Below are 21769 nucleotides of genomic sequence, written 5' to 3'. Positions count from 1 at the left end.
ATGACCAACATTCTAAAAGAGGCCGCGCTGATGCGCGGCCTTTTGCCGTCCGGGGCCAGCGTTCGCCTTGCACCGACCGGTATCGTCCGGGGTGAGATGGCGGACCGGCTCCTGAAGGCCGGACTCGGCCGCCCCCTGGCTGGCGGCCCCGCCGCATTCTCCGCCGTCGAGATCATTGCCCGTTCCGCAGATGCCATTCACCTGCTGGGACCTGCCCCGCTTGATGCGGCCACTGTCTGGGCTGAGGGCGAAGGGATCGGCACCACCTTCGATCAACAACTCGACCTCATCAGCGCGCCGCGTCCTGTGCTTGTCGGATTGCCGGCGGATCGCCCCCTGATCATGGGCATCGTCAATGTGACGCCGGACAGTTTTTCCGACGGCGGCGACTTTGCCGCGACCAATGATGCCGTGGATCATTCATTCGAGCTGCTGATGCAAGGCGCGGACATTCTCGATCTCGGCGGGGAGTCCACCCGGCCGGGCGCCGATCCGGTGCCGGTAGCGGAAGAGCTGCGTCGGGTGGTGCCGGTGATCGAGGGTATTCGCCGACGGGCCGGGGCGAAGCGCCCGGTGATCAGCGTCGACACGCGGCGCCCGGACGTGATGCGGGCCGCGCTCGAAGCCGGGGCGGATATCGTCAACGATGTGACCGGGCTGGCCGATCCGGAAAGCCGCCGCATTGTCGCGGAAGCGAAGGTCCCGGTAATGCTGATGCATATGCGGGGCGAGCCGCAGACCATGCAGAGCGAGGCTCAGTACGATTTCACCCCTCTGCAGATGCTGGAGGAGCTGGAGCAACGGGTGTTGGAGGCCGAGCAGGCCGGCATCCCGCGTGAGCGTATCGTCGTTGACCCCGGTATCGGATTCGCCAAGAACACGGACCAGAACCTCGAAGTGCTGGCCCGGCTTGGCCTGTTGCACGGATTCCGCTGCACCGTTCTCATCGGCGCGTCGCGCAAGAAGATGATCGCCAATATCAGCCGGGACGAGCCGGCAAAGGAACGAGTGCCGGGCTCGCTCGCCATTGCCCTTGCCGGTGTGGAGCAGGGCGTCCAGATCGTCCGGGTGCACGATGTTGCCGAGACCGTACAGGCGCTAAAAGTCTGGGCGGGAATCGCCGGTCGGCGGTAAGCTGCGGTGCTCGCTCCAGTCATTCTGATATTGCTTGGAACTTCATGACCAGAAATCTCTTCGGAACCGACGGCATCAGAGGCACCGCAAATGCCGAGCCGATGACAGCCGAGACAGCGCTTCGCGTGGCCATGGCGGCCGGCCGTCACTTCGTGCACAGCAACGGCAGGCCGAAGACCGGACACCGGCCGCTGGCGGTGATCGGCAAGGACACGCGGCTCTCGGGCTACATGCTGGAGCCGGCAATGGTGGCGGGGTTCACCTCGATCGGGATGGATGTGGTGCTGCTTGGCCCGCTTCCCACCCCGGCCGTGGCGAGCCTGACCCGCTCCCTGCGGGCCGATCTCGGCGTCATGCTCTCCGCCTCGCACAATCCCTATCAGGATAACGGCATCAAGCTGTTTGGCCCGGACGGCTTCAAGCTGTCGGACGAGGTCGAGCACGAGATCGAGAACCGGATCGACACGCTGGGCGCCGAGGATCGGGCATCTGCCGACAGGCTTGGCAAGGTGCGCCGGCTTGAGGACGCGCAGGGCCGTTATATCGAGATTGCCAAGAATACGTTCCCGAAGGGCATGCGGCTCGAGGGCCTGAAGCTGGTGGTCGATTGCGCCAACGGTGCCGCCTACAAGGTCGCGCCGCGCGTTCTGTTCGAGCTTGGCGCCGAGGTGATCGAGATCGGTGTGTCCCCCAACGGCACGAATATCAATGCCGGCTGCGGTGCCACGGCCCCGGATGCCATGTGCAAGGCGGTGACGGAGAATGGTGCGCACCTGGGCATCGCGCTGGATGGCGATGCGGATCGTCTGATCATGGCGGACGAGCATGGCCGGATCATCGACGGTGACCAGATCATGGGGCTGATAGCGACGTCCTGGGCGGAAGCCGGTCTGCTGCGCGGCAAGGCGTTGGTCACCACCGTGATGAGCAATCTCGGGCTGGAGCAATATCTTGAGGGCATCGGCGTTGCCATGCACCGCACCAAGGTGGGCGATCGCTATGTGCTGGAGCATATGCAGTCCGGCGGCTTCAATCTTGGCGGCGAGCAGTCCGGCCATATGATCATGAGCGAGCATGCGACGACCGGCGACGGGCTGATCGCGGCGCTTCAGGTGCTGGCGGTGCTGATTTCGTCCGAAAAGCCGATGAGCGAGGTCGCCTCGGTCTTCACGCCCTTGCCGCAGTTGCTGAAGAATGTGCGCTACACAGGTGCACCGCCGCTGGAAGGCGAGTCCGTGAAGACGGCTATCCGTGAGGGCGAGGCGCGTCTGGCCGGGACGGGACGGGTCCTGATCCGCAAATCAGGTACCGAACCTCTGATCCGTGTCATGGCCGAAGGCGCGGACGAAAAGCTCGTCGCGGATGTGGTGAACGATATTGCACTGGAGATCGAACGTGCCGCAGGCTGATATGACAGAGACCGGCGATTTACACCCGATGCAGGGCCGGGTCCTGATCTGCGCCGGCTCCGATTCCGGCGGGGGCGCGGGTATCCAGGCTGACATCAAGGCGGTCACCTGTCTCGGCGGTTTCGCCATGACAGCCATTACCGCCCTGACCGCGCAGAACACCGAGGGCGTGCATGCCGTTTACGACGTCCATGAGGAGTTCATCGCCAAGCAGATAGAGTTGGTGCTGAAGGATCTCGGTGCCGATTGCATCAAGACGGGCATGCTGCACTCGATCCCGGTGATCGAGACCGTGCACAAGGCGCTGGCCGAGTTGGCGCCGGATACGCCGCTTGTGGTCGACCCGGTGATGGTTGCCAAGGGTGGACACCCGCTGCTGGAGCCGCAGGCGCTGGACGCAATGAAGCGCAAGATGGTCGCGCGCGCGACTATCCTGACGCCGAACATCCCGGAAGCGGAGCTTCTGACAGCAAGGAAGATCGCGAACCGGGACGACATGCTCCGGGTCGGCGAGGTTCTGCTCAAGCTCGGCCCGAAGCACGTTCTGATGAAGGGCGGGCACATGGAGGGCGACGAGTTGATCGATATCCTGGTGTCCGCGGATGCTGAGCCGGTCATCTTCCGCTCGGAGCGGATCGACACCGTTCACACGCATGGCACCGGTTGCTCCACGGCCTCGGCGATGGCCGCCGGGATTGCCCAGGGGCTATCTGTGGAGGATGCCGTCAGTCGGGCGCGGGATTATGTGCGCAAGGCGATCCTGAGTGCGCCGGGTTACGGTCACGGTCACGGACCGCTGAACCACGCCCATACTCTTCGCGCGGGCGTCTGAAGCGCGCTTGAGTTTTGCATAGGCGTTGCCTAGTCTCACCTGACAGGCACGCCCGAGCCTCCCCCCTCCATTGGGAAAGCATCCGACATGTTGGGCTTCGATCATTTCGAACCCACTGTTCGGGCATGCGCATAAGGAGGGATTGCGACAGACGCTCGCATCAGGAGGTTCCCGATGAGACTTTCTCATCCCGTATTCCGTCTCAAACGTCAGGCCCGTCTGCTGTCCCGCGAGGACGGCATCCCTTTGAACAAGGCACTCGACCGTATTGCCGCCGCGGAAGGCTTCAAGAGCTGGAGCCATCTCGCGGCCAAAGCGTCCCCCGAGACGCCGGCCGGCGCAATGCTGGCGCAACTCTCCCCCGGCGATCTCGTTCTGTTGGGGGCACGGCCGGGCCATGGCAAGACGCTGCTTGGACTTGAACTGCTCGCGGAAGCTGCGAAGGCCGGACGGCACGGTTTCTTCTTCACACTGGATTACAGCGATGCGGACGTCATCGACCGTGTTCGTGCAATCGGCATCGAGCCGGGGGAGATTTCCTCACGGGTGACGCTGGATACATCCGACGGGATTTGCGCCGCGCATATCATTGCCGAGATGAGTGCTGCTCCGCCCAATAGTATTGCCGTGATCGATTATTTGCAGTTGCTGGACCAGAGACGCCAGAACCCCGAACTTGCCGAACAGGTGGCCGCGCTGAAGAATTTTGCGCAGACGACCGGCCATATCGTTGTCCTGATCTCGCAGATCGACCGGGCTTACGATCCGGGAGAAAAGCAGCTGCCTGACCTGTCCGATGTCCGTCTGCCGAACCCGGTGGACCTAAGTCTCTTCACCAAGAGCTGCTTCCTGCATGACGGTGAGGTTCGACTGGACGCTGTGGCCTGACGTCAGGCGGCGACGAAATCCTGTTTTTCCAGGTTATAGACGTGCTTGCCGAGAATGCCGGCCCCCGTCATTTTTTCGATCTCCTGACGCAATGTCTCGATGCGGGGCGCGTATGTCGTGCTGCCGATATCGAGCAGGGCGTTCAGGGGATCGCTGGCCTTGAGAGCCTGTTCGATAACGCTGCTTTTGGCACGCCCCTGATGGCGGATATCGGCGACCACGATACAGACAGAATCCTCCGCTCCCTCCAGATCGTAGCGCCGGGCATAGTTCGCGTATTTCTGCCGTTGCTGCTCGATGGTGAAAGCAACCTGGGTCGCCCGGTTCTCCGGATTGTTTTCCGCCCAGTGTACGAATTTCGCCGCGATCTCGGCCTCCTGCTGACAGACAGCATCCGGGTCCGGGTTGAGATAGTTCATCAGACCCTGGCTGCTGGTGTCGTCTTCGAGCTGGACAATGCCTCCCGGTGTCTTTTGGGAGATGTGGCCATTTTGCAGGATCAGATCAGGGAAATAGAATTGCGCGTCTTTCAGCAGCAGGAACCGGCGCAACAGCAGGACGAAGTTTTCATCGGGCTCGTGAACGGCATCCTGCATGAAGCCAAAGGTGAAGGCGGCACGGTCGTAGGTGTTGAGGCAGTGGAAACTGCCCTTGCTCTCGCACATTACTGTCGGTGCGATAAGGTCGGCCCAGATCCCGAATTGCTCCCGGTAGTCCTCCGGCGTGTAGATATCGGAACCAGGTGTCGTGTTCATCAGGCCCCGGAGGCTCTGGAAACGGACGTCGCTGCCGACAAAGAATGCGGGCCCGTCATTGATTTGCGCCGAATATCGCGACCCGTCGACGCTGATGGATACGGTCGCCGGCTCGGTGATCTGCTGCTCCGGGCCGGAAATGGCTGTCTTGGCGGAGACCCGTTCGGTCGGACTGTTGGCGAAAGGCATGGCGAGCAGGGTGCGCCCCGCATATTCCGGTGCGATGCTGACATCGAGTGTCGGACCGGCGGCCATGGATCGGGAGACGCGGACACCGTCGCAGCGGATTTCCCAGTTGATCCGCGCCAGATCCGCCGGTTCGGGGTTGGGCTGATTGAACGCTGACGCCTCATAACGGGCGACTGAGCCGACTTCCGCAGTTTCCGGTCCGTCTACGGCAGTGACGAGCAGCATGGCGGCCTCCGAGATGTAGTCGATGGGAGAATTACTATCCCAATTACAACCCCGCAACGATTGGGACAGCTTTCGATTGTCGATTTTTCGTCGTGCTGCCGATACTTGATGTCGCCCGGGGCATGGAGTTCTGACGCGCCCCGCGTAAGTGTTGTGATAGCAAAACGAATTCAAGCGCTTTTCTTGTGGAGGCGACATGGCCGAGGAAGACGATATCGTTCTGTCCGAACTGGACGATGAAGAGCTTGTGCAGCAGATGCACGACGATCTCTATGACGGTCTGAAAGACGAAGTCGAAGAGGGCGTCAACCTCCTGCTCGGGCGCGGCTGGACCCCGTACAAGGTTCTGACCGAGGCTCTGGTCGAGGGGATGCGCATCGTCGGCATCGATTTCCGCGACGGCATCCTGTTCGTGCCGGAAGTGTTGATGGCCGCCAACTCCATGAAAGCCGGCATGACCATCCTGCGCCCGCTGCTCATCGAAACCGGCGCGCCGCGCATGGGCAAGATGGTGATCGGCACGGTGAAAGGCGACATCCACGATATCGGCAAGAACCTCGTCTCCATGATGATGGAAGGCGCGGGCTATGAGGTGATCGATATCGGGATCAACAACCCGGTCGAGAACTATCTGGCCGCGATCGAGGAGCACAAGCCGGACATCCTCGGCATGTCCGCCCTTCTGACCACCACCATGCCCTACATGAAGGTCGTCATCGACACCATGAAGGAGAAGGGCATCCGCGACGACTACATCGTTCTGGTCGGTGGCGCACCGCTGAACGAGGCTTTCGCTGAAAGTGTCGGCGCCGATGCCTATTGCCGCGATGCAGCGGTTGCCGTCGAGACCGCGAAGAAGATGATCGCCGAGCGCGAGCGCTCCAACTCGGCGGCCATGGGCGTCAGTTGAGCGGGGCGGCAATGGCCGCCTCGACATACCCTGAGAGACCGCGGGCGCTTGTAGTTGCCTGCGGTGCGCTCGGCCGGGAGCTGGTCGCGTTGAAAGAGAGCACTGGCTGGGACGCGCTGGACATCACCTGCCTGCCGGCCATCTGGCACAATCATCCCGAAAAGATCGCCCCCGGCCTGCGGCGCAAGCTGCAGGCGGCGAAGGGCTATGAGCAGGTGTTCGTCGCCTATGGTGATTGCGGCACCGGCGGAGAAGTCGATCAGGTGATCGAGGAATTCGGCGTCGAGCGCATCGCCGGGCCGCACTGCTACCAGTTCTTCATGGGCACGGACGAGTTCACGGCACTGACAGACGAAGACCCGGCTTGCTTTTTCCTGACCGATTACCTGGTCCGGCATTTCGACCGGCTGATCATCAAAGGGCTGGGGCTGGATCGCTTCCCGGAACTGCGGGACATGTATTTCGGCAATTACACGGCGCTGGTTTATATCGCCCAGACCGAAGACCCGCGCCTGAAAGCAAAAGCGGAACAGGCCGCCGAGCGGCTCGGCCTCGCCTTCAAGTGCCGCTATCGCGGCTACGGCGAGCTGCAGAGCTTCATCGAAAACGCACATCCCGTGCATCCCGGACAGTAACGGCCGGACACTAACGGAGAGCCGGAATGGCCCATCTCATCATCGTCTATTGGCGCGACATTCCGGCCCAGGTCATTGCCGAACGCGGCCGGGGGCGCAAACGCGAGCAGGCGAAGATCGAGCTGCCCGTGCGCTTTATCCACGCCATCGACATGGCGGCCATGAGGGACGGCTCGGAAGACGAGGGCGCTTACCTGGAAGGCTGGCGCCGGGCCGATCCGGTGGAGTGCGGGGACGATCTCGAAGCAGAGGCGCAGGCGGCGGCTGAGGCGCTTGAGGGCGAATATGGCGGCGCAAAGCTGAAGGCGTTGATCGCGAATGGCGGCAACGCCTGAGTGCTTTGATTCCGAATGACGCATTCCTTCCAGCGGGTATGGCTTGGGTGAATAATCAATGATAAGGTGTGTCGGCCCGACTGCCATCCGGTTTGTCGGAGGTGGATGCGGGAGATTGCGATGGTCCAGCATGTGCGGGGACGTAAAAACTGGAACATGAAGTTTGTCCGGTCAGCGGCCGCTTGGGCGCCGCTCCTTGAAGATACTGCCGGGGACGACTTCGATTATGGCGATGTCCGCATTGGGCATATAGATACCGGATATGTAGAGCATTCCGTCTTTGGGGATTGGGATGCGGATGGCAAGAGTGAGCATATCCTTATCGATCGGGGGGCTAACTTCGTGGACCCGGACCGGGATCGCAGGCCGACTGATCCGGTCGCTGGAGGTCTCAATCCCGGACATGGAACCCGGATCGGCAGCGTCATGTACGGATTTGATGCGGATGTTCTGGTCGGTATCGCTCCCAGAGTACCTGTCGTGCCATATCGCGCAGTTACTTCCGTCGCGTTGATCAGTCCGGAATCCATCAATCGTGTGGCGGATGCGATCAATCATGCGGTGAACGAGAGTTTTTGCTCCGTTATCAATATGAGCCTTGGCGCGCGTCCGGTCTTGAATCCGTTTGGGCCCTTTCGACGGGCATTGCGCAAGCTGGGGCAGGCTTGCGACGATGCCTATGAGAACGGAGTCGTTGTCGTAGGGGCTCTTGGAAACAACGTGCACAACAAAGCGACTTATCCAGGGAAGTACTGGCGTTCCATATGCGCTGCCGGGCTTGAGCCTGAATTTCAGGGAGACAGGCTCTCCGCTGTTGAAATGTGGAAACCGCAACCTGACCCACTCGATCCGGTCGATTATCAACATATTGATATCTGGGCGCCTGCCGAGACGATTTTCAGGGCGCAGCCGAAGCGGCGGGCGGGCGAACTCCAGGACGATTATTTTCCGCTCCCGGACGGGGATGGGTCGTCGTATGCGGCGGCGACCGTGTCCGGCGCGGCCGCCGTTTGGCTTGCTCGGCGCGGTCGCGATATCGAGCAGACCTACCCTGCGGATCAGCCTTGGATGATTGTTGAAGCGTTCCGGGCGCTGCTTGAGAAAACGCAACAAGGAGCGCCCGCCGATGCACATGCGAATAATAAGGCTGGCATGCTTGATATGAAGGCTTTGGCCGAAGCGGATCTTCCTCCCCCGAACCAGCTCAATCACGAAACTCGTCTCTGCAGCGGTATGTTTGGCTGATAGGTAGCGTCCCGTTCTCGACTAAGCCCCTCCTGTAGCGCCACAATCAGAACCTGGCCGTGTCTGGGAGCCGCGCCGAGGTGTTTCAGCCGTCCAGCCAGTCTGGCGAATGGGCCAGCAGGTCGTGCCGGATCGGCGGGTGGTCCGCTGCCATCGGGTCGAGGCGTAGCCGGGTCAGGCGCAGGAAGCTGAACCGCCAGATGCCGTCCGCCCGGAGATATTCCTCTTCATAGTGACCGTAGCCACAATAGCCGCGGGCGCCTGGAAACTCTTTCAAGGGAACACCGGGGCCGAGTTCGACGAGGTCCATCATCGCCCAGATACCCCGCGCTCGGTCCGGGCCGAAGAAGGCAATCTCCGGGCTGTGCACATGGTGGATCGAGACCGCATCCTTCATCCGCGTGGAAATGCCTGTGACGAAGGCGCGCTCATCGGACCCGGTCGGGGCGGACCCGAATCCCTCGAACATGGTTCCGGGCGCGAACAGGCCGGCGAGCCGGTCCCACTGCTTGGTGTCGATATATCGGCAATATTGCGCCTTCAGCCGCTTGATTGCCTCGATGTCGGTGAAGCGGGCGAGATCCGCGTCGGTCATGCATTCCTCCCGTTTGTCGGTATGCGCCGGATCAGGGGATCAGGCGCGCCGCGCGATAGCGGTCGAACAGGTCGGTGAACATTTGGTCCGACTTGATCACATCATGGAAGCCTGCGAGCCGCGCCTTGGTCGTGTCCGCGATGATGTCGTAGGTCGGCGCGAACACGTAATCGCCATAGGTCCAGAGGGCGATGTCGCTGTATGGCGTCGGGACGAGATCGTGCTTGGCGACGATGCTGTCCCAGACCGGCTCATATTCCGCCATGGTCTCGGCCAGGGAGATGCCAAGGGGCGGGCCGACTTCGAGGTCGAAATAGGCGGCGAAACGCGGCCATAAAGTGCTCCAGCGGAAGATGTCGCCGTTGGTGATGTTGAAGGCCTGGTTGGCGGCGGCGGGTGCGCCAGCCATCCAGACGGCTGCACGGGCGATGTGGTGGGCATGCGCGCACTCGGCGAGGCAGTCGTAGGCCGTCTCCGTTCCCGGAAAACTGAAGGGGCGGCCGAGTTCCCGCATGATCTCGGCATAGGCGGCCACCACCGAGACGAGGTTGCGCGCCTTGCCGGGCGTGAAATCGAAGACCAGCGGCGGACGCACAGCGCTCCAGCTCCACGGCACGTCGAGCCCGGATATCCAGTCCTGCTGATCGTAGTAGAAGTTGGGCACGCCGGGCCGTGGATCGTCTTCCTCGGCCGGTGTCTTATAGGGCCCGAGATGATTGCCGTAATACTTGGTGCCGTGCATCAGATTGACGTGGCGCAGGCCCGGTGCGGCGGCGGAGACGGCGTCGACCGCGTTGACCAGCATGGCGAGATTGTCTTCCACAGACTCGTTCCCGCCTTCGCCGTGAGGCGCGCGTCCGGCATAGAATATGTGCGTTATGTCCGAGAGTTCCGCCGCCTTTGTCCGGCAATCCGCCGGGTCGAGCAGGTCCATCGACAGGTAGGTGATCGGCAACGGTTCGCGCGGCGGCCTACGGCTGACACCGACGACCTTTTGACCGTCCTCAATCAGGCGACGGCAGATCGCGCCGCCCAACATGCCACTCGCGCCGAGCACCAAAGCCGTCTTCGTAGCCATCGAGATCTCCCCACCGATTTTCTTGAACTGCACAATGGCGCGGTTTGTCTGGCAAGATGAATTCCGCCCAGCGGGCGGCAGGCTGTCATGCCGGTTCGGACGGGCCGGTATGGTCGATGCCTCGCAGCCGGGAACGCCCGTGGCGAAAGGTCAGCCCATTCGTTCCCCGGCCCGGACCGGTTTCGGCAGGCGATTTTCCGGCGGGGCGAGGGGGCAAACCCAGTCCGGCGAGTGATAGCAGGACGGGTGATAGGCGAAGTTGAAATCGAGGATCAGTTTGCCATCCGGCGTCTGGCCCAGATCGGCGCTCTTGATGCTGTCCAGCAGGTAGCGGCCGCCGCCGTAAGTCTCTTTCCCGCTGGTGGCATCGGTGAAGGGCAAGAAGGTGCCGCCGCCATAGCCCTCGATCCAGTAGACGGTCAGCTCTCGGCCGAGTTTTGAGGCAAGGCCCCGGGTGCGGGCTGCGGGGCGGAGTGAGATATGCCCGTCATTGCCGATCTCGCCAGCCAGCACGTCTTCGTTTTCCGGAGTTTCCAGATCGACCTCGAAACGCATTTCGGGATCGTAATCAAATAGCGGGATCGCGCCGTAGTCCGCCCGGCGGTCTTCGCTAATGGGGGATTGCTCATGCTCGCAGAACAATGCATCGCGCGTGTCGCGCCAGAGCGCCCAGGCGGTCTCCGGATCATCGGCCCGGCGGATATCGGTATAGAGTTCAGCAATCCGGCGGCGCCAGTCGGCAAGCGAAACAGCGTTCATAACGGTCCCCCAAACATAGTCCCGAGTGACATGGCGCATCTGTCCCGCCAGTGCATCTCACGGACGCGTGAGGTCGATTGGCTGTTGTATCCGGCATGGCTTGACCGTTTCTGCCGAGGCGCCGAAGCTGTTCCACGAAAAAATTCAAACCGGAGGAACCCCATGACCTGGATCGCGACCGTGCCCTATGCCGAGGCGACAGGCCGGCTGAAGACGCTCTATGACCGGGTCAAGGGGCCGGACGACAATGTCGATAATATCATGATGGCCCATAGCCTGCGCCCGCATTCCATGGAAGGGCACATGCATCTCTACAAGTACGTACTGCACCACACCGGCAACAAGGTGCCGAAATGGATGCTGGAGGCGCTTGGCGTCTATGTCAGTCAGATCAACCAGTGCGGCTACTGCGTCGAGCATCATTTCCAGGGCATGAAGCGCCTGCTCGCCGACGATACACGCGCCGACGCGATCCGGGCGGCTTTCGAGGCTGATGCGCCGGAGCAGGCCTTTGACGGAGCGGAGCTGGAAATGTGCCGCTATGCCGAAAAACTGACCCGCGATCCGGCCATGGTGAACGAGGCCGAGATCGAGGCATTGCGCGCCACCGGTCTCGATGACGGGCGGATTTTGGAGGTGAACCAGGTTGTCAGTTACTTCTGTTACGCAAACAGAACGGTCCTCGGGCTTGGAGTGAGCACGGCCGGGGACATCATCGGCCTGTCACCGAACCAGTCGGACGATCCGGATAACTGGTCGCATGCTTGAGGTTGGGGGCGTTTCTGCGTCCTGGCGATAGCCGATCATTGCAGTCAAAATTCCGATTAAAATTTTACATTAATGGTTGATTAATTTTGGCCGTTTAAATTCCTCCATATGCGGTGGAATTTTATTGGAATGACGCAATGTTTCGGAAGCTCCAGGTAAAGACCAAGCTCGCGTTGATGGTTGCGGCAGGGTTGCTGATCGCGATCGCGATCGCCACTGCATCCGGCCTCTACAACTCTCTAGAGCTGACGAACTCGGCGCTGAAGAACCGGCTGACGGCCAACACGACGACGCTGACCCAGGAAATCGAGCAGGAAGGGCTGCGCGCCATTTCGATGGCGCAGCTGGTCGCATTGCAATCGAATGTGGTCGAAGCAATGCGCGCTGGTGACCGCGAAAAGCTTGCCGGCATCTTCGTTCCAGGCTTCAAGGAGTTAAAGGCAGACTTCGGAGTCCGCCAATTCCAGTTTCACCTGCCGCCAGCGACATCTTTCCTGCGTGTTCACAAGCCGGAGAAATTCGGCGACGATCTGTCCGGTTTCCGGAATACGGTCCTGAAGGTCAATAATGAGAAGGTTTCGACCAAAGGGCTTGAGGTCGGGGTCGCAGGACTCGGCATGCGCGGGGTCGCGCCGATTGCCGATGCTGACGGCCATATAGGCTCCGTGGAGTTTGGCCTCTCGTTCGGACAAAGCTTCTTTGACGCATTTCGGGAAAAGCACGGCGCACATGCGGCGCTTTTCGTTTCCCGAAAGGACGGCATGCAGAAGCTGGCCTCCACTTTCCCGGAGGACATGGCATTCGATCCGGTGCTGCTTGCGGCGGGGACAAAGGGTGAGATATTCGACCTGAATATCGCGGTCGCAGGCCAGGCCTCTGCTCTGGCAGCCCAGCCGGTAACCGACTTCGCCGGTAATGTGATCGGAACCGCGCTGGTGGCGGTCGACCGCGCTCGTTTCGACCGGGCCATCAATAACGCCTACATCTCTGCAGGTGTGCTGGCCACTGTCAGCGCTGTAATTCTTCTGGTTCTGCTGTTTATCGTCAACCGGCTGATCTCCGCGCCTCTGCAAAGCGCGATTGAGGTTCTGCGGCGTCTTAGCCAGAAGGAGTTCTCAATGGACATCCCTTACCAGAACCGCGCTGATGATATCGGCATCATGGCCCGCGCCATGGCTGAATGCCGGGACGGACTGGTCGAGGCCGAACGGCTGAAAGAAGAGGAAGAGGCGAACAAGGCCCGCGCCGAGGAAGAACGCCGCCGGGCGGTGCTCGCTCTGGCGCAAAAGTTCGAAGATCAGGTCAAGGGCATCGTCGATGCGGTGGCGGGTTCCGCCGCCGACTTCGGTACGACCGCCGACACACTGATGAATGTCGCGGATAACGCCTCCTCGCGGGCCAACACCGTCGAGACGGCGGCGCAAGAGAGTGAGAGCAGCGTTCAGACCGTGTCCGCTGCCGCCGAGGAACTCGCAGCCTCGATCCGCGAGATAACCGAGCAATTGCAGAATACCAGCCGGATGTCGCGGGATGGCGCCCAGCGGGCGGAGGAAACCTCAAACAAGGTGAGGGAACTCTCGGAGGCTGCCGACAAGATCGGCGAGGTTGTCGGGCTGATTACCGACATCGCGGAGCAGACCAACCTGCTGGCGCTGAACGCCACCATTGAGGCGGCGCGCGCCGGAGAGGCGGGCAAGGGCTTTGCTGTGGTCGCCAACGAGGTCAAGTCTCTCGCCTCCCAGACGGGTAAGGCGACTGACGAGATCGGCGGCCAGATCCAGAAGGTGCAGGAAGCGGTGCGTAGCACCGTCGAGGCGATCGAGACGCTTGCCGGCACCGTGAACGATATCGATCAAGTGGCCGGGACCATCGCCGCCGCTGCGGAGGAACAGTCTGCCGCGACGAACGAGATCGCGCGCAGCGTCGAATCCACTTCCGCCAACGTGCAGGACGTCACCGTCAATATTGGCGAGGTCGTCGCGGCCTCTGCGGAAACGCGCTCTGTTTCGGTCGGGGTGAAGGAAAAAGCGAACCATCTCGGCGGGCAGGCGGGAGAGCTGACCAAGGCGGTCGACGGCTTCCTCGCAGAGGTGCGCGCGGGCTAGGGCTTTCTCAGAAGCTGTGTGAGCGCCGGCCCGATCTCTCTAAACTACCGTCATTCCGGCCTGCGCGGGAATGACGGTTTTGACGGGAGAAGAAGAATAACCTTTGGAGTGATTGAAGCCTCGGCCAGACTCCCCATTTCAAATCCGGGTACTTAAGCCGGACGGGAGGACAGGGTGGCCGCTTTCTCAACACTCATGCGAAGGGCTACTCTCGCACTTGCTCTGGTCGCATCGCTCGCGGCCGCCTCAATCGCGCATGCCAGCGACATGACGGCGGACTGGCCAGCATGGAATGCGGCCTCACCGCCGATCTTCCCTAGCGAGATCACCGGCCTGAAGGTCGAAAACCGCAAAGGCGGCTGGATCGATCTCGAGCGTCTCCGGAACTGACAGGGTTACCACCGCGTAGTCTCCACTCCCGCCATGACGCTTTCGTTGCCGCATCACTTTCGCCTTGACCCGACACGGGGGAGTGGCTGTAAACAGGTCGGCTCCGTTGAGGCGGAAATCTGTATTTCCATATCGAGAGCCCCATCCCATGAAACCGATTGTCGCCGGGCTGGATTTCGGCACCTCGAATTCCGCCATCGGATACGCGCCCGGCAACGCCCTTGACCTGCATACGTTTGAGCATGGCGGCCAGTCCGTCCCGACGGCCCTGTTCTATGACGAAGAAGAAGGCGTGCTGGTCAGCGGGCATGACGCCGAGGCGCGTTTTCTGCAGGGCCATGAGGGCCGCTATTTGCGAGCGCTCAAAAGCATCCTCGGTACCAGCCTTGCCGATGACGCGACCCGGATGGGTGCCCGCTCCTGGCCGTTCCGCTCCCTGCTGACAAGTTTCCTGATCTCGGTGAAGAAGAGCGTCGAGCAGGCGTCCGGTGGGGAGATTTCCGGATTGGTCGCCGGCCGGCCGGTACGTTTTGTTGATGAGGACGAGACGCGCGACAAACGGGCGGAGACATTGCTGCGCGAGGTGCTGGAGGAAGTCGGATTCGGGCCGGTGCAGTTTGTCTACGAGCCGGTCGCGGCGCTGATCGATGCCGAGGAGGCGATGCAGGACCCGACTTATGTCCTCGTTGCCGATATCGGTGGCGGCACCTCGGATTTCACGCTGGCCCGCCGGTCGGTGGACGGCGCAGCCAAAGAGGTTGCCGGGTTCGAGATTCTGGCTAACCACGGGGTGCATATCGGCGGCACGGATCTCGACAAGCGACTGTCCCTGAAGGCCGTCATGCCGGCTTTCGGGTATGGCAGCGAGATGAAGGCGCTGACCTCCAACGTCCTGCTGCCGGTGCCGCCGAGCTATTACAGCGACCTCGCGACCTGGCAGAAAATCCATTTCTGCTACACCTACGCCATGAAGCGGGATGTCCGCGCGGTGATGCGGCAGGCGGTCGAGCCGGAGAAGATCGAGCTGCTGCTGGAGCTTCTGGAACGGCAGCTCGGCCATCGGCTGGCGAATGCGGTGGAAGGGGTGAAGATCGCCCTTAGCGACAGGGAAGTGGCGACGCTGGATTTCCCCGATATCGACGACCTGTCGGCCATTACGGTGGACCAAGCCGCCCTGGCGCAGCATTTCGCGGCGCTGGAACAGCAGGTCGCCAAGGCCGCGGGTGAGACGCTCGCAATTGCCGGGGTGCGGCCGGAGCAGGTCGGCCACATCGTCCTGACCGGTGGCTCCACCCTCTTGCCGGACATGCGCCGGACGATCACCGCCTGCGTCCCAGCCGCCCGGATCGTCCCGTCCGATCCGTTCACGGCGGTGGCGAAGGGCCTGACCAAGGCGGCGCAGAGGGTGTTTCCTGCTGGGTGACGCGGTGCGGCATCGCCCCACTCAGTTCCCGAACAGCTTCTTCAGCCCTTCGCCGGCCTTCTCCAGCTCCTTGCCGGTATCCTCGACCGCTTTCTTCGCATCATCGACGGCCTTTTTTGCTCCCTCTGAGTCAGTCGGCAGTTTGCCGCCGTTGATCTTGCCGAGGTGATCTTTCAAGGTCTCAAGGGTCTTGCCGACGCCGATGCTCGCGGCCGCCCGGCTGGCGGCGTGGGTCAGGGCCGCCATTACTTCTGCAGCCACTTCTTCCGGCGTCGCTCCGCCGGACTCCTTGCCGATATTTCGGAGGGTGATGTCCGGCAGTCGCGCTTCCAGCGCCTTGCCCTGGTCGAGCAGGGAGGCGGCAACTGTCACCGTGCCGCCGCGAATTTTCAGGGTTTCGATGATCAGCTTTTTATCTGTGCCGCCGCTTTCTCCAGAGGATGCCGCGCTGGATGAGCTACCGCCGCCACTGTTCTTCTTCACGTTGTCCGCGATGGTGCCGATATTGTTGCCGCCTGGCATCAGCTCGTAGGTTACTGTCGGTCCGTCGACGGAGATCTCCTTGATCACGATCACCGGCTCGCTGACGCTTGCGGTATCCAGCGCAATACTGATTCCGCCGAGCGAGATCGCGCTGTCGCTCTTGAAGCCGGATGGATTACCGACCGTCAGCCCGTTGATCCCGGCCCGGCCGTCCAGCACCTCGATCTTCACACCGGAGACGGTGACCGGTACCCCGGCAACGCGCGTGCCCTGCTCCTCGATCACGTCCTTGACGAGGGAATCGAGATTGCCGAACACGAAGACGACGACGGCAACCACCGCCACCAACAGGACCGCGACAACGGTCCCCACAATGATTCCCAAACGCTTCATCGTCTCACTCCAGATCTGGTGCGGGCAACAGGGCCGCACGGCTGCATCGCTTTTCCAGGAGACTCTAGGCGTGTTGGTGGGAGGAGGTCCAGAGACGAGGAGGTGACGGCGGTCGAGGGCTGGGCGATGCGATCACACAGTCATCTGACCGGAGGTATGGTTATCGGTAAATTCGGGCCTTTTACTCCGTATTAATGAAGTTCAGCCTAAGGTCGGCTTCCCGATGACCAGCCAGAGTCTGAACCGCTGATCCCATGCCACGTGAAATCCGAACGATTATCCTGAGCGACACTGAACTGAAGGGGGCAATCGACTCTTTTCGGCGAGTCCACAAGGAGCTTCTGCCGCCCGGCACCGTGCATGGGATTGAAGCCCAGCCGGATGGCAACATTTTGGTCTCTATCGAAATGAAATTTGGCCCGAATATCCGGAACGATAACTTTATTCTTGAGCAGCAGCATGTGGTCGAGGCTTTTGTAAGATTCTGCATCGAAACCAACATCATCATCCCGCGCAGCGGCACCAAGAAGATTATGCGGACCGATAAAGAGTGGATCCTCGAAATTCGCTTGAAGAGCAACGAGATGGCCCATCAGGCTGCCTATGCGGAATTGAAGAAGCAGGAGCTAAAGGGGCGGGCTACTTAACGCCCAAGTCTCCTTGCCGACCATGGTCCCGGCTTTTTCATCGATACGCACTACCCGTTCGATATTGCGCCTCCTCATCCCGTGAATGCCCGCCTTTCTGCTTTCCGGAAATGCACCATATTGTATTTCCCGCATAAAGAGATAAAGTGCCCCATAAAACAATATCAGGGGGCGTCATGTTCAGAAATTTTGCCTCTATTGCAGGGCTCGGAGTGGGACTTCTGGCAGGGCTCACCCTGCCAGTTGAGGAGGCCGGGGCGCAGATCTCGCCTTGCGAAAGATCGCTCACCTATCTCGATGAACAATACGGCTCCGATCCGGCCACCCGCGCGGCCTTCGATGCGGCCTATGCGGGGTTGAAACCGTTGCCGCCGGGCTACAGCTATGGCAACTCAACGGCGAATCCCTGGAAGAAGTCGGGCAGCGGCGCCGGGTTGGCGGACGCGGTCGGTGCTTTCTATTCCGATGTCTGCACCCTGCTGCCGCAGATTGTCGGCACCAACGACAATGCGCTCGACTCGATCCAGTATTTCGCCTGGCTCTACTACCATAACGAGGCCGGGCGCCGGATGGTCGAGGGGATCGATTCGAACGATCCGGCCAAGCCGCTGAAGTCGGTGCAGACCTTCCTCATCATGTTCAACGAGGACTACAAGGCTCACATGGACAGCCTGGCCTCCACGCGCTACGTGCCGGAATGGGTGAAAGACCCGAGGCTGGAGATAGAGGACTACGTTCACCAGGAACCGGAAGCCTACAAAAGCTGGAATGCCTTCTTCGCCCGCAACCTGAAATACGACTCGGCAAGCGGGGCCTTTCCCTCGCGCCCGGTCACCATGCCGGGCCGAGACTATGTCGTGGTCTCGCCGACCGACTGCATCATGAATCCGCTGGTGCAGATCGTGAAAACCGAGGCCGGGGACGTCTCCCGCCGGCTGATCGAGAACCCGCTGCAGAACGACACCATACTGGACGTCAAGGGCATCCCCCTGTCGATGGACGACATGCTCGCCCACACACCGCAGGAGCTCAAGGACAGGTTCAGGGGCGGCAGCGGGCTCGCCTGCGTCCTGATGCCGAATACCTATCACCATTTCCACAGCCCGGTGGACGGCACCATCCTGCATGCGGAGATCGTCGAGGCGGGGACCAAATACGCCTTCGGCACGTTCGGTTATGACGACTGGCCGAACTGGGTTCCGCTCAGCGGCGATGTCGGCCGCCCCGGCACCGACTTCAGCCAGTTCCAGGGCTTCACCCGGGGCGTCATCGTGATGGAGGTCAGCTATAAAAACCTGCAGGGCAAGCAGCCGGAGATGCTGAGAGGCCTGGTCGCGTCAATCCCGGTCGGGCTCGACACGGTCGGCTCCGTGGTCTTCGCCGAAGGGGTCGAACGCGGTGCCAAAGTCACCAAGGGCGTGACCGCGTTCGGCAATTTCTATTTCGGCGGCTCCCTCAACATCCTGCTGTTCTCGCCGATCGAGGGCACGGATGCGCAGATGGTCAGCCCGGCGGTGCAGACCCGTATGGGCAACCAGATCGCCATCCTGAACACGCCATACCCGGCGCCGAAGACGCCCTGGACACCAGACTGAGGGCAAACCCACGCCGTCATCCCTGCCGGAGAGCCGGGACCCAGACGATCGAAGGGCTTAACCTTCCATCTCTGGGTTCCCGCTTTCGCGGGGATGACGATGTTGTGGTGAGGAACGAAGCAGCGTACCGCTCTGATTCAGGCAGCAAGCTTGTCAGCCGTGCAGCGCGAACATCATCGCGTAGAGCCCGGCATCCACGGATTTCGCGCCGCGCTCGGCCAGGCCGTTGACGATCCCCGCCTCCTTGAGGGCCGCTTCGACGAAGACCCGGTCGGTGCCTTCGATCACCGCCGTGAACGGTGCCTCGCCGTCCTTGCTCTTGCGGATCGACTGCTCGCCGGTCCCGGCCAGCGAGCGGCCCATATCGGCCTCCCAGTGCTGCACCCTTGTGATGCCTTCGCGGTTGCGCAGGTTATGCAGGGCGGCGCCTGCGAGCCAGCGGGCAATCGCCTCGGGGTCGCCCGTACCAGGATCGTAGCGCACGGTCGCAACAACCGAGCCCAGAACCTCGCCGCTGCAGAACCGCACCCGGTTGGTCGCGCGCACGAAATTTCGGAATTCCTGCATCATCCGGGAGGTCCATTCCGTCGGATGGTCGAGCGCATGGCGATAGACCGGGTCGTCGAAACAGGCCAGGCCCTCGACATCGTAGGCCGCGAGATATCTGTGCTTGCCCCGGCCGAGCTTGCGATAGCGTCGCCCGTTCCGCCACCCCGGCATGCCGACCCGCTCCGGAATATGCTCGCGGCGGTACCACTCGCTGAACTCGGCATCGCATTCGGGCGTCGTGTCGCCCCAAACCGCCATCACGGCATCGGTCATTTGTGGGTTTCCTCCCGGTCAGTGCCGTTAATCCGGCATTCGTGTTCAAGCGGGCCATCCGCCCCTGATGGACGGCAGTATCACCCGATCCCAGCCCTGCCGGAAGCGGGAAGGACGCGGTCTTTTGCCTGGCCGGGTGATGGAGCGAATAAAGAAATGTGTCCCCTAAATCCCAGGTCCCGTCCGCAAGCGCCGCATCACAGACGCTGGTTGATCTCGATCAGGTTGAAGGACGGGTCGTAGACGTAGACCTGATGATAGCCGGTCATCGCATAGGTTCCTGCGTCGGAATAAACGATGCCGACCTCCTCCAGTCGCCGCATCACGGCGTGGATGTCCGGGACACGGAAAGCAGGGTGGCCGCCTATGGAGGGATTGTGGGCGAAACCGTTGCGCTGACCGAACCCGGCGTCCGGCCGGATGACGTGCAGGCCCCTGTTTTCACTGCCGAGGTCGAGAACCGCGAGTTCGCTCGGGTCAATGCTGAAATCCCCCTTGTCCGCCGGCGCTTTCCAAGTGCCTTCGACCATCGCGGTCGTCCCGGTAAAGAAACCAACGGTCGCCCGGACGTCGTGCGCCTGAAGATTGACGTGATGCAGGATCCAGCCATCGGCATCGGTCACGCTTTGCATGTCGTTCCGCTCGGTGAAACCGATCAGGTTCATCGACGGGTCGTAACAGAAGAGCTGCCGGTCGAGGCCGGGGAAAATCCCGTCAATCCGGGAGCTGGAAATGCCCGCACTGTCCAACGTGCCTTGCACCGCGTTCAGGTCGGGCACGGCAATGGTCGCGGATTTTCCCATGAGGGGGTTGTGCAGGAGTTGCCGTTCCAGCGCGAACCCCGGATCGGGCAGAAACAGCGATAGGCCCTGAAAGCCGTTGGAGAAGGACTGCGGGTCACCCTCCGGCGCCGGTGTCAGGCCGACTATGTCTGCATAGAAACGGGCAGCCGCGCCCCTGTCATGCACGCAAAGTCCGACATGAGCGATCTCCCAGGAGATCTCGCGATTTTCTGTCGGCATGGGATTCCCTCCTTTGCGCTTGTTCGTGCTGACGGACCATTCATTGCAGGCGGCCCCCAGTCTGGGGGCTGCCGTTGGAAGAGTGAGCCGTGTGTCCTTTTATTCCCCGGCAGGATCAAACCGTAAGGATTGTCGACCCTGTGGTCTCCCGTGCCTCAAGCGCACGGTGGGCCTCGGCGGCGTCCTTCAGGGCGTAGGTCTGGTTGATCTCGATCTTCACCCCTTCACGGATCTTGTCGAACAGGGCGTTCGCGATATCGAGGGTCAGCTCCCGCGTTGCCGTGTGCGGGGCGAGGCCCGGGCGGGTGAAGTAGAGCGCCTTGCCGGCCAGCAGTTTCGGCTCGACCGCCGGTGCGGGGCCGGAGGCGGCGCCGAAATGCACCATCGTGCCGAAGCGGGCCAATGAGCCGAGCGAGCCCTCGTAGACAGCGGCACCGACCCCGTCATAGACGACCGGAACGCCCTCGCCGCCGGTGATCTCCATCACCCGGGCCTGGAAATCGTCACGGGTATAGACAATCGGGTGGTCGCACCCGTGCGCCCTGGCAATTTCCGCCTTCTCGTCGGAGCCGACGGTCCCGATGACCGTCGCGCCGATCTTTTTCAGCCATTGGCAGGCAATCGTTCCGACGCCGCCGGCAGCGGCATGCAGCAAGACGGTCTGACCTGCCTGCACCGGAAAGGTGCGACGCACGAGGTAGGACACCGTCAGCCCCTTCAGCATGGACCCCGCGGCCTGCTCGTCGCTGATATCGTCGGGCAGGGGGATCAGCCGCTCGGCCGGATAGATCCGTTCTTCGGCATAGGCGCCGGGCGTGCCCATGACATAGCCGACACGGTCGCCGACCTTGACGGTCTCGACACCCTCTCCGACGGCTTCGACGACACCGGCAGCCTCCATGCCGATGCTGGCGGGCAGATCCAGTTTATAGCCGCCGGACCGCTGATAGACGTCGATATAGTTCAGCCCGACAACGGTCTGACGCAACCGCACCTCGCCCGGCCCCGCGGCGCCGACAGCGATCTCCTCGAAGCGCATCACTTCGGGACCACCTTGTTCGTGGATAACAATTGCATGCGCCATGGCCGTGGATCTCCCTGGAACTCGTTTTTGGTTATTGGTCTGCGGGTA

At 61.8% G+C, this 21769-nt stretch carries 23 protein-coding genes; 14 read left to right on the top strand and 9 right to left on the bottom strand.

Features of this window, described 5'->3' with window-relative positions:
- From folP to VOI22_RS09700, 4 genes are all read left to right on the top strand, one after another.
- Positions 1-1134, top strand: coding sequence for a dihydropteroate synthase (folP, locus tag VOI22_RS09715; protein WP_323796330.1), 1134 nt, complete (start codon positions 1-3; stop codon positions 1132-1134).
- 44 nt (positions 1135-1178) lie between these two features.
- The gene (gene glmM / locus VOI22_RS09710) at positions 1179-2543 is read left to right on the top strand and encodes a phosphoglucosamine mutase (RefSeq protein ID WP_323796329.1); all 1365 of its coding nucleotides are present in this window, start codon (positions 1179-1181) and stop codon (positions 2541-2543) included.
- Between the two features lie 28 nt (positions 2544-2571).
- Complete coding sequence (thiD, locus tag VOI22_RS09705) at positions 2572-3375, top strand: bifunctional hydroxymethylpyrimidine kinase/phosphomethylpyrimidine kinase (protein ID WP_416366246.1); 804 nt, start codon at positions 2572-2574, stop codon at positions 3373-3375.
- A gap of 174 nt (positions 3376-3549) precedes the next feature.
- The gene (locus tag VOI22_RS09700) at positions 3550-4263 is read left to right on the top strand and encodes a DNA helicase (protein ID WP_323796327.1); all 714 of its coding nucleotides are present in this window, start codon (positions 3550-3552) and stop codon (positions 4261-4263) included.
- A 2-nt stretch (positions 4264-4265) separates the two neighbouring features.
- Here VOI22_RS09700 and VOI22_RS09695 read toward each other — a convergent pair whose 3' ends face one another.
- Complete coding sequence (locus VOI22_RS09695; protein WP_323796326.1) at positions 4266-5432, bottom strand: hypothetical protein; 1167 nt, start codon at positions 5430-5432, stop codon at positions 4266-4268.
- 196 nt (positions 5433-5628) lie between these two features.
- Between VOI22_RS09695 and VOI22_RS09690 the strand changes: the two genes are divergently transcribed.
- The 3 genes from VOI22_RS09690 to VOI22_RS09680 are packed head-to-tail and all read left to right on the top strand — an operon-like array spanning position 5629 to position 7312.
- Positions 5629-6342, top strand: a complete 714-nt coding sequence (locus VOI22_RS09690) for a B12-binding domain-containing protein (protein WP_323796325.1) — start codon at positions 5629-5631, stop codon at positions 6340-6342.
- Positions 6343-6353: 11 nt separating this feature from the next.
- On the top strand, positions 6354-6977 hold the full coding sequence (locus VOI22_RS09685; RefSeq protein WP_323796324.1) for a DUF1638 domain-containing protein: 624 nt from the start codon (positions 6354-6356) through the stop codon (positions 6975-6977).
- Positions 6978-7003: 26 nt separating this feature from the next.
- A complete protein-coding gene (locus tag VOI22_RS09680; protein WP_323796323.1) occupies positions 7004-7312 on the top strand; it encodes a virulence factor in 309 nt (102 codons plus the stop codon).
- A gap of 171 nt (positions 7313-7483) precedes the next feature.
- Here VOI22_RS09680 and VOI22_RS09675 read toward each other — a convergent pair whose 3' ends face one another.
- Complete coding sequence (locus tag VOI22_RS09675) at positions 7484-7717, bottom strand: hypothetical protein (RefSeq protein WP_323796322.1); 234 nt, start codon at positions 7715-7717, stop codon at positions 7484-7486.
- Between VOI22_RS09675 and VOI22_RS09670 the strand changes: the two genes are divergently transcribed.
- Positions 7655-8557: a S8 family serine peptidase gene (locus VOI22_RS09670; protein WP_416366245.1), complete on the top strand. Its 903-nt coding sequence runs from the start codon at positions 7655-7657 to the stop codon at positions 8555-8557. The genes VOI22_RS09675 and VOI22_RS09670 overlap by 63 nt on opposite strands.
- Before the next feature lie 85 nt (positions 8558-8642).
- Here the strand turns inward: VOI22_RS09670 and VOI22_RS09665 are convergent, their stop codons facing one another.
- The 3 genes from VOI22_RS09665 to VOI22_RS09655 form a co-directional block, all read right to left on the bottom strand.
- The gene (locus VOI22_RS09665; protein WP_323796320.1) at positions 8643-9152 is read right to left on the bottom strand and encodes a nuclear transport factor 2 family protein; all 510 of its coding nucleotides are present in this window, start codon (positions 9150-9152) and stop codon (positions 8643-8645) included.
- A 31-nt stretch (positions 9153-9183) separates the two neighbouring features.
- Positions 9184-10230 (bottom strand): SDR family oxidoreductase, encoded by a 1047-nt coding sequence (locus tag VOI22_RS09660; RefSeq protein WP_323796319.1) that lies wholly within the window; start codon positions 10228-10230, stop codon positions 9184-9186.
- Positions 10231-10380: 150 nt separating this feature from the next.
- A complete protein-coding gene (locus VOI22_RS09655; RefSeq protein ID WP_323796318.1) occupies positions 10381-10989 on the bottom strand; it encodes a DUF1684 domain-containing protein in 609 nt (202 codons plus the stop codon).
- A 162-nt stretch (positions 10990-11151) separates the two neighbouring features.
- On the opposite strand from VOI22_RS09655, the gene VOI22_RS09650 reads away from it, so the two are divergent.
- The 4 genes from VOI22_RS09650 to VOI22_RS09635 all read left to right on the top strand — a co-directional run bounded on the left by VOI22_RS09650 (position 11152) and on the right by VOI22_RS09635 (position 15675).
- Positions 11152-11757, top strand: coding sequence for a peroxidase-related enzyme (locus VOI22_RS09650; protein WP_323796317.1), 606 nt, complete (start codon positions 11152-11154; stop codon positions 11755-11757).
- Positions 11758-11894: 137 nt separating this feature from the next.
- Positions 11895-13862: a methyl-accepting chemotaxis protein gene (locus VOI22_RS09645; protein ID WP_323796316.1), complete on the top strand. Its 1968-nt coding sequence runs from the start codon at positions 11895-11897 to the stop codon at positions 13860-13862.
- A gap of 174 nt (positions 13863-14036) precedes the next feature.
- Positions 14037-14252 (top strand): hypothetical protein, encoded by a 216-nt coding sequence (locus tag VOI22_RS09640; protein WP_323796315.1) that lies wholly within the window; start codon positions 14037-14039, stop codon positions 14250-14252.
- Between the two features lie 148 nt (positions 14253-14400).
- Positions 14401-15675, top strand: a complete 1275-nt coding sequence (locus VOI22_RS09635; protein ID WP_323796314.1) for an Hsp70 family protein — start codon at positions 14401-14403, stop codon at positions 15673-15675.
- A gap of 21 nt (positions 15676-15696) precedes the next feature.
- Here the strand turns inward: VOI22_RS09635 and VOI22_RS09630 are convergent, their stop codons facing one another.
- Complete coding sequence (locus tag VOI22_RS09630; protein ID WP_323796313.1) at positions 15697-16551, bottom strand: hypothetical protein; 855 nt, start codon at positions 16549-16551, stop codon at positions 15697-15699.
- Between the two features lie 254 nt (positions 16552-16805).
- Here VOI22_RS09630 and VOI22_RS09625 point away from each other — a divergent pair, with 254 nt between their 5' ends.
- Together VOI22_RS09625 and VOI22_RS09620 are read left to right on the top strand one after the other, a co-directional pair.
- Positions 16806-17198 carry a hypothetical protein gene (locus VOI22_RS09625; protein ID WP_323796312.1) on the top strand — a complete coding sequence of 131 codons (393 nt, stop codon included), beginning with the start codon at positions 16806-16808 and terminating at the stop codon, positions 17196-17198.
- A 176-nt stretch (positions 17199-17374) separates the two neighbouring features.
- The gene (locus tag VOI22_RS09620; RefSeq protein ID WP_323796311.1) at positions 17375-18793 is read left to right on the top strand and encodes a phosphatidylserine decarboxylase; all 1419 of its coding nucleotides are present in this window, start codon (positions 17375-17377) and stop codon (positions 18791-18793) included.
- A gap of 153 nt (positions 18794-18946) precedes the next feature.
- Here the strand turns inward: VOI22_RS09620 and VOI22_RS09615 are convergent, their stop codons facing one another.
- The 3 genes from VOI22_RS09615 to VOI22_RS09605 all read right to left on the bottom strand — a co-directional run bounded on the left by VOI22_RS09615 (position 18947) and on the right by VOI22_RS09605 (position 21721).
- Positions 18947-19600, bottom strand: coding sequence for a hypothetical protein (locus VOI22_RS09615; RefSeq protein WP_323796310.1), 654 nt, complete (start codon positions 19598-19600; stop codon positions 18947-18949).
- Between the two features lie 212 nt (positions 19601-19812).
- On the bottom strand, positions 19813-20637 hold the full coding sequence (locus VOI22_RS09610; protein WP_323796309.1) for a hypothetical protein: 825 nt from the start codon (positions 20635-20637) through the stop codon (positions 19813-19815).
- 115 nt (positions 20638-20752) lie between these two features.
- Positions 20753-21721 (bottom strand): quinone oxidoreductase, encoded by a 969-nt coding sequence (locus VOI22_RS09605; protein ID WP_323796308.1) that lies wholly within the window; start codon positions 21719-21721, stop codon positions 20753-20755.
- Positions 21722-21769 lie beyond the last annotated feature (48 nt).

Origin of the sequence: Nisaea sp. (assembly GCF_034670185.1) — a bacterium.
Lineage (GTDB): Bacteria > Pseudomonadota > Alphaproteobacteria > Thalassobaculales > Thalassobaculaceae > Nisaea.
The sequence above is the reverse complement of the archived record's forward strand: the minus strand, read 5'-3'. Positions and strand labels throughout refer to the sequence as shown.

Excerpts from the sequence above, each read along its gene's own strand:
- folP (WP_323796330.1), top strand. The coding sequence starts at position 1 with ATGACCAACATTCTAAAAGAGGCCGCGCTGATGCGCGGCCTTTTGCCG.
- VOI22_RS09695 (WP_323796326.1), bottom strand. The coding sequence starts at position 5,432 with ATGCTGCTCGTCACTGCCGTAGACGGACCGGAAACTGCGGAAGTCGGC.
- VOI22_RS09625 (WP_323796312.1), top strand. The coding sequence starts at position 16,806 with ATGCCACGTGAAATCCGAACGATTATCCTGAGCGACACTGAACTGAAG.
- VOI22_RS09650 (WP_323796317.1), top strand. The coding sequence starts at position 11,152 with ATGACCTGGATCGCGACCGTGCCCTATGCCGAGGCGACAGGCCGGCTG.
- VOI22_RS09675 (WP_323796322.1), bottom strand. The coding sequence starts at position 7,717 with ATGTCCGGGATTGAGACCTCCAGCGACCGGATCAGTCGGCCTGCGATC.
- VOI22_RS09620 (WP_323796311.1), top strand. The coding sequence starts at position 17,375 with ATGTTCAGAAATTTTGCCTCTATTGCAGGGCTCGGAGTGGGACTTCTG.
- VOI22_RS09660 (WP_323796319.1), bottom strand. The coding sequence starts at position 10,230 with ATGGCTACGAAGACGGCTTTGGTGCTCGGCGCGAGTGGCATGTTGGGC.
- VOI22_RS09700 (WP_323796327.1), top strand. The coding sequence starts at position 3,550 with ATGAGACTTTCTCATCCCGTATTCCGTCTCAAACGTCAGGCCCGTCTG.
- thiD (WP_416366246.1), top strand. The coding sequence starts at position 2,572 with ATGCAGGGCCGGGTCCTGATCTGCGCCGGCTCCGATTCCGGCGGGGGC.
- VOI22_RS09680 (WP_323796323.1), top strand. The coding sequence starts at position 7,004 with ATGGCCCATCTCATCATCGTCTATTGGCGCGACATTCCGGCCCAGGTC.
- VOI22_RS09645 (WP_323796316.1), top strand. The coding sequence starts at position 11,895 with ATGTTTCGGAAGCTCCAGGTAAAGACCAAGCTCGCGTTGATGGTTGCG.
- VOI22_RS09655 (WP_323796318.1), bottom strand. The coding sequence starts at position 10,989 with ATGAACGCTGTTTCGCTTGCCGACTGGCGCCGCCGGATTGCTGAACTC.
- VOI22_RS09635 (WP_323796314.1), top strand. The coding sequence starts at position 14,401 with ATGAAACCGATTGTCGCCGGGCTGGATTTCGGCACCTCGAATTCCGCC.
- VOI22_RS09685 (WP_323796324.1), top strand. The coding sequence starts at position 6,354 with ATGGCCGCCTCGACATACCCTGAGAGACCGCGGGCGCTTGTAGTTGCC.
- VOI22_RS09615 (WP_323796310.1), bottom strand. The coding sequence starts at position 19,600 with ATGGCGGTTTGGGGCGACACGACGCCCGAATGCGATGCCGAGTTCAGC.
- glmM (WP_323796329.1), top strand. The coding sequence starts at position 1,179 with ATGACCAGAAATCTCTTCGGAACCGACGGCATCAGAGGCACCGCAAAT.
- VOI22_RS09605 (WP_323796308.1), bottom strand. The coding sequence starts at position 21,721 with ATGGCGCATGCAATTGTTATCCACGAACAAGGTGGTCCCGAAGTGATG.
- VOI22_RS09665 (WP_323796320.1), bottom strand. The coding sequence starts at position 9,152 with ATGACCGACGCGGATCTCGCCCGCTTCACCGACATCGAGGCAATCAAG.
- VOI22_RS09630 (WP_323796313.1), bottom strand. The coding sequence starts at position 16,551 with ATGAAGCGTTTGGGAATCATTGTGGGGACCGTTGTCGCGGTCCTGTTG.
- VOI22_RS09610 (WP_323796309.1), bottom strand. The coding sequence starts at position 20,637 with ATGCCGACAGAAAATCGCGAGATCTCCTGGGAGATCGCTCATGTCGGA.
- VOI22_RS09690 (WP_323796325.1), top strand. The coding sequence starts at position 5,629 with ATGGCCGAGGAAGACGATATCGTTCTGTCCGAACTGGACGATGAAGAG.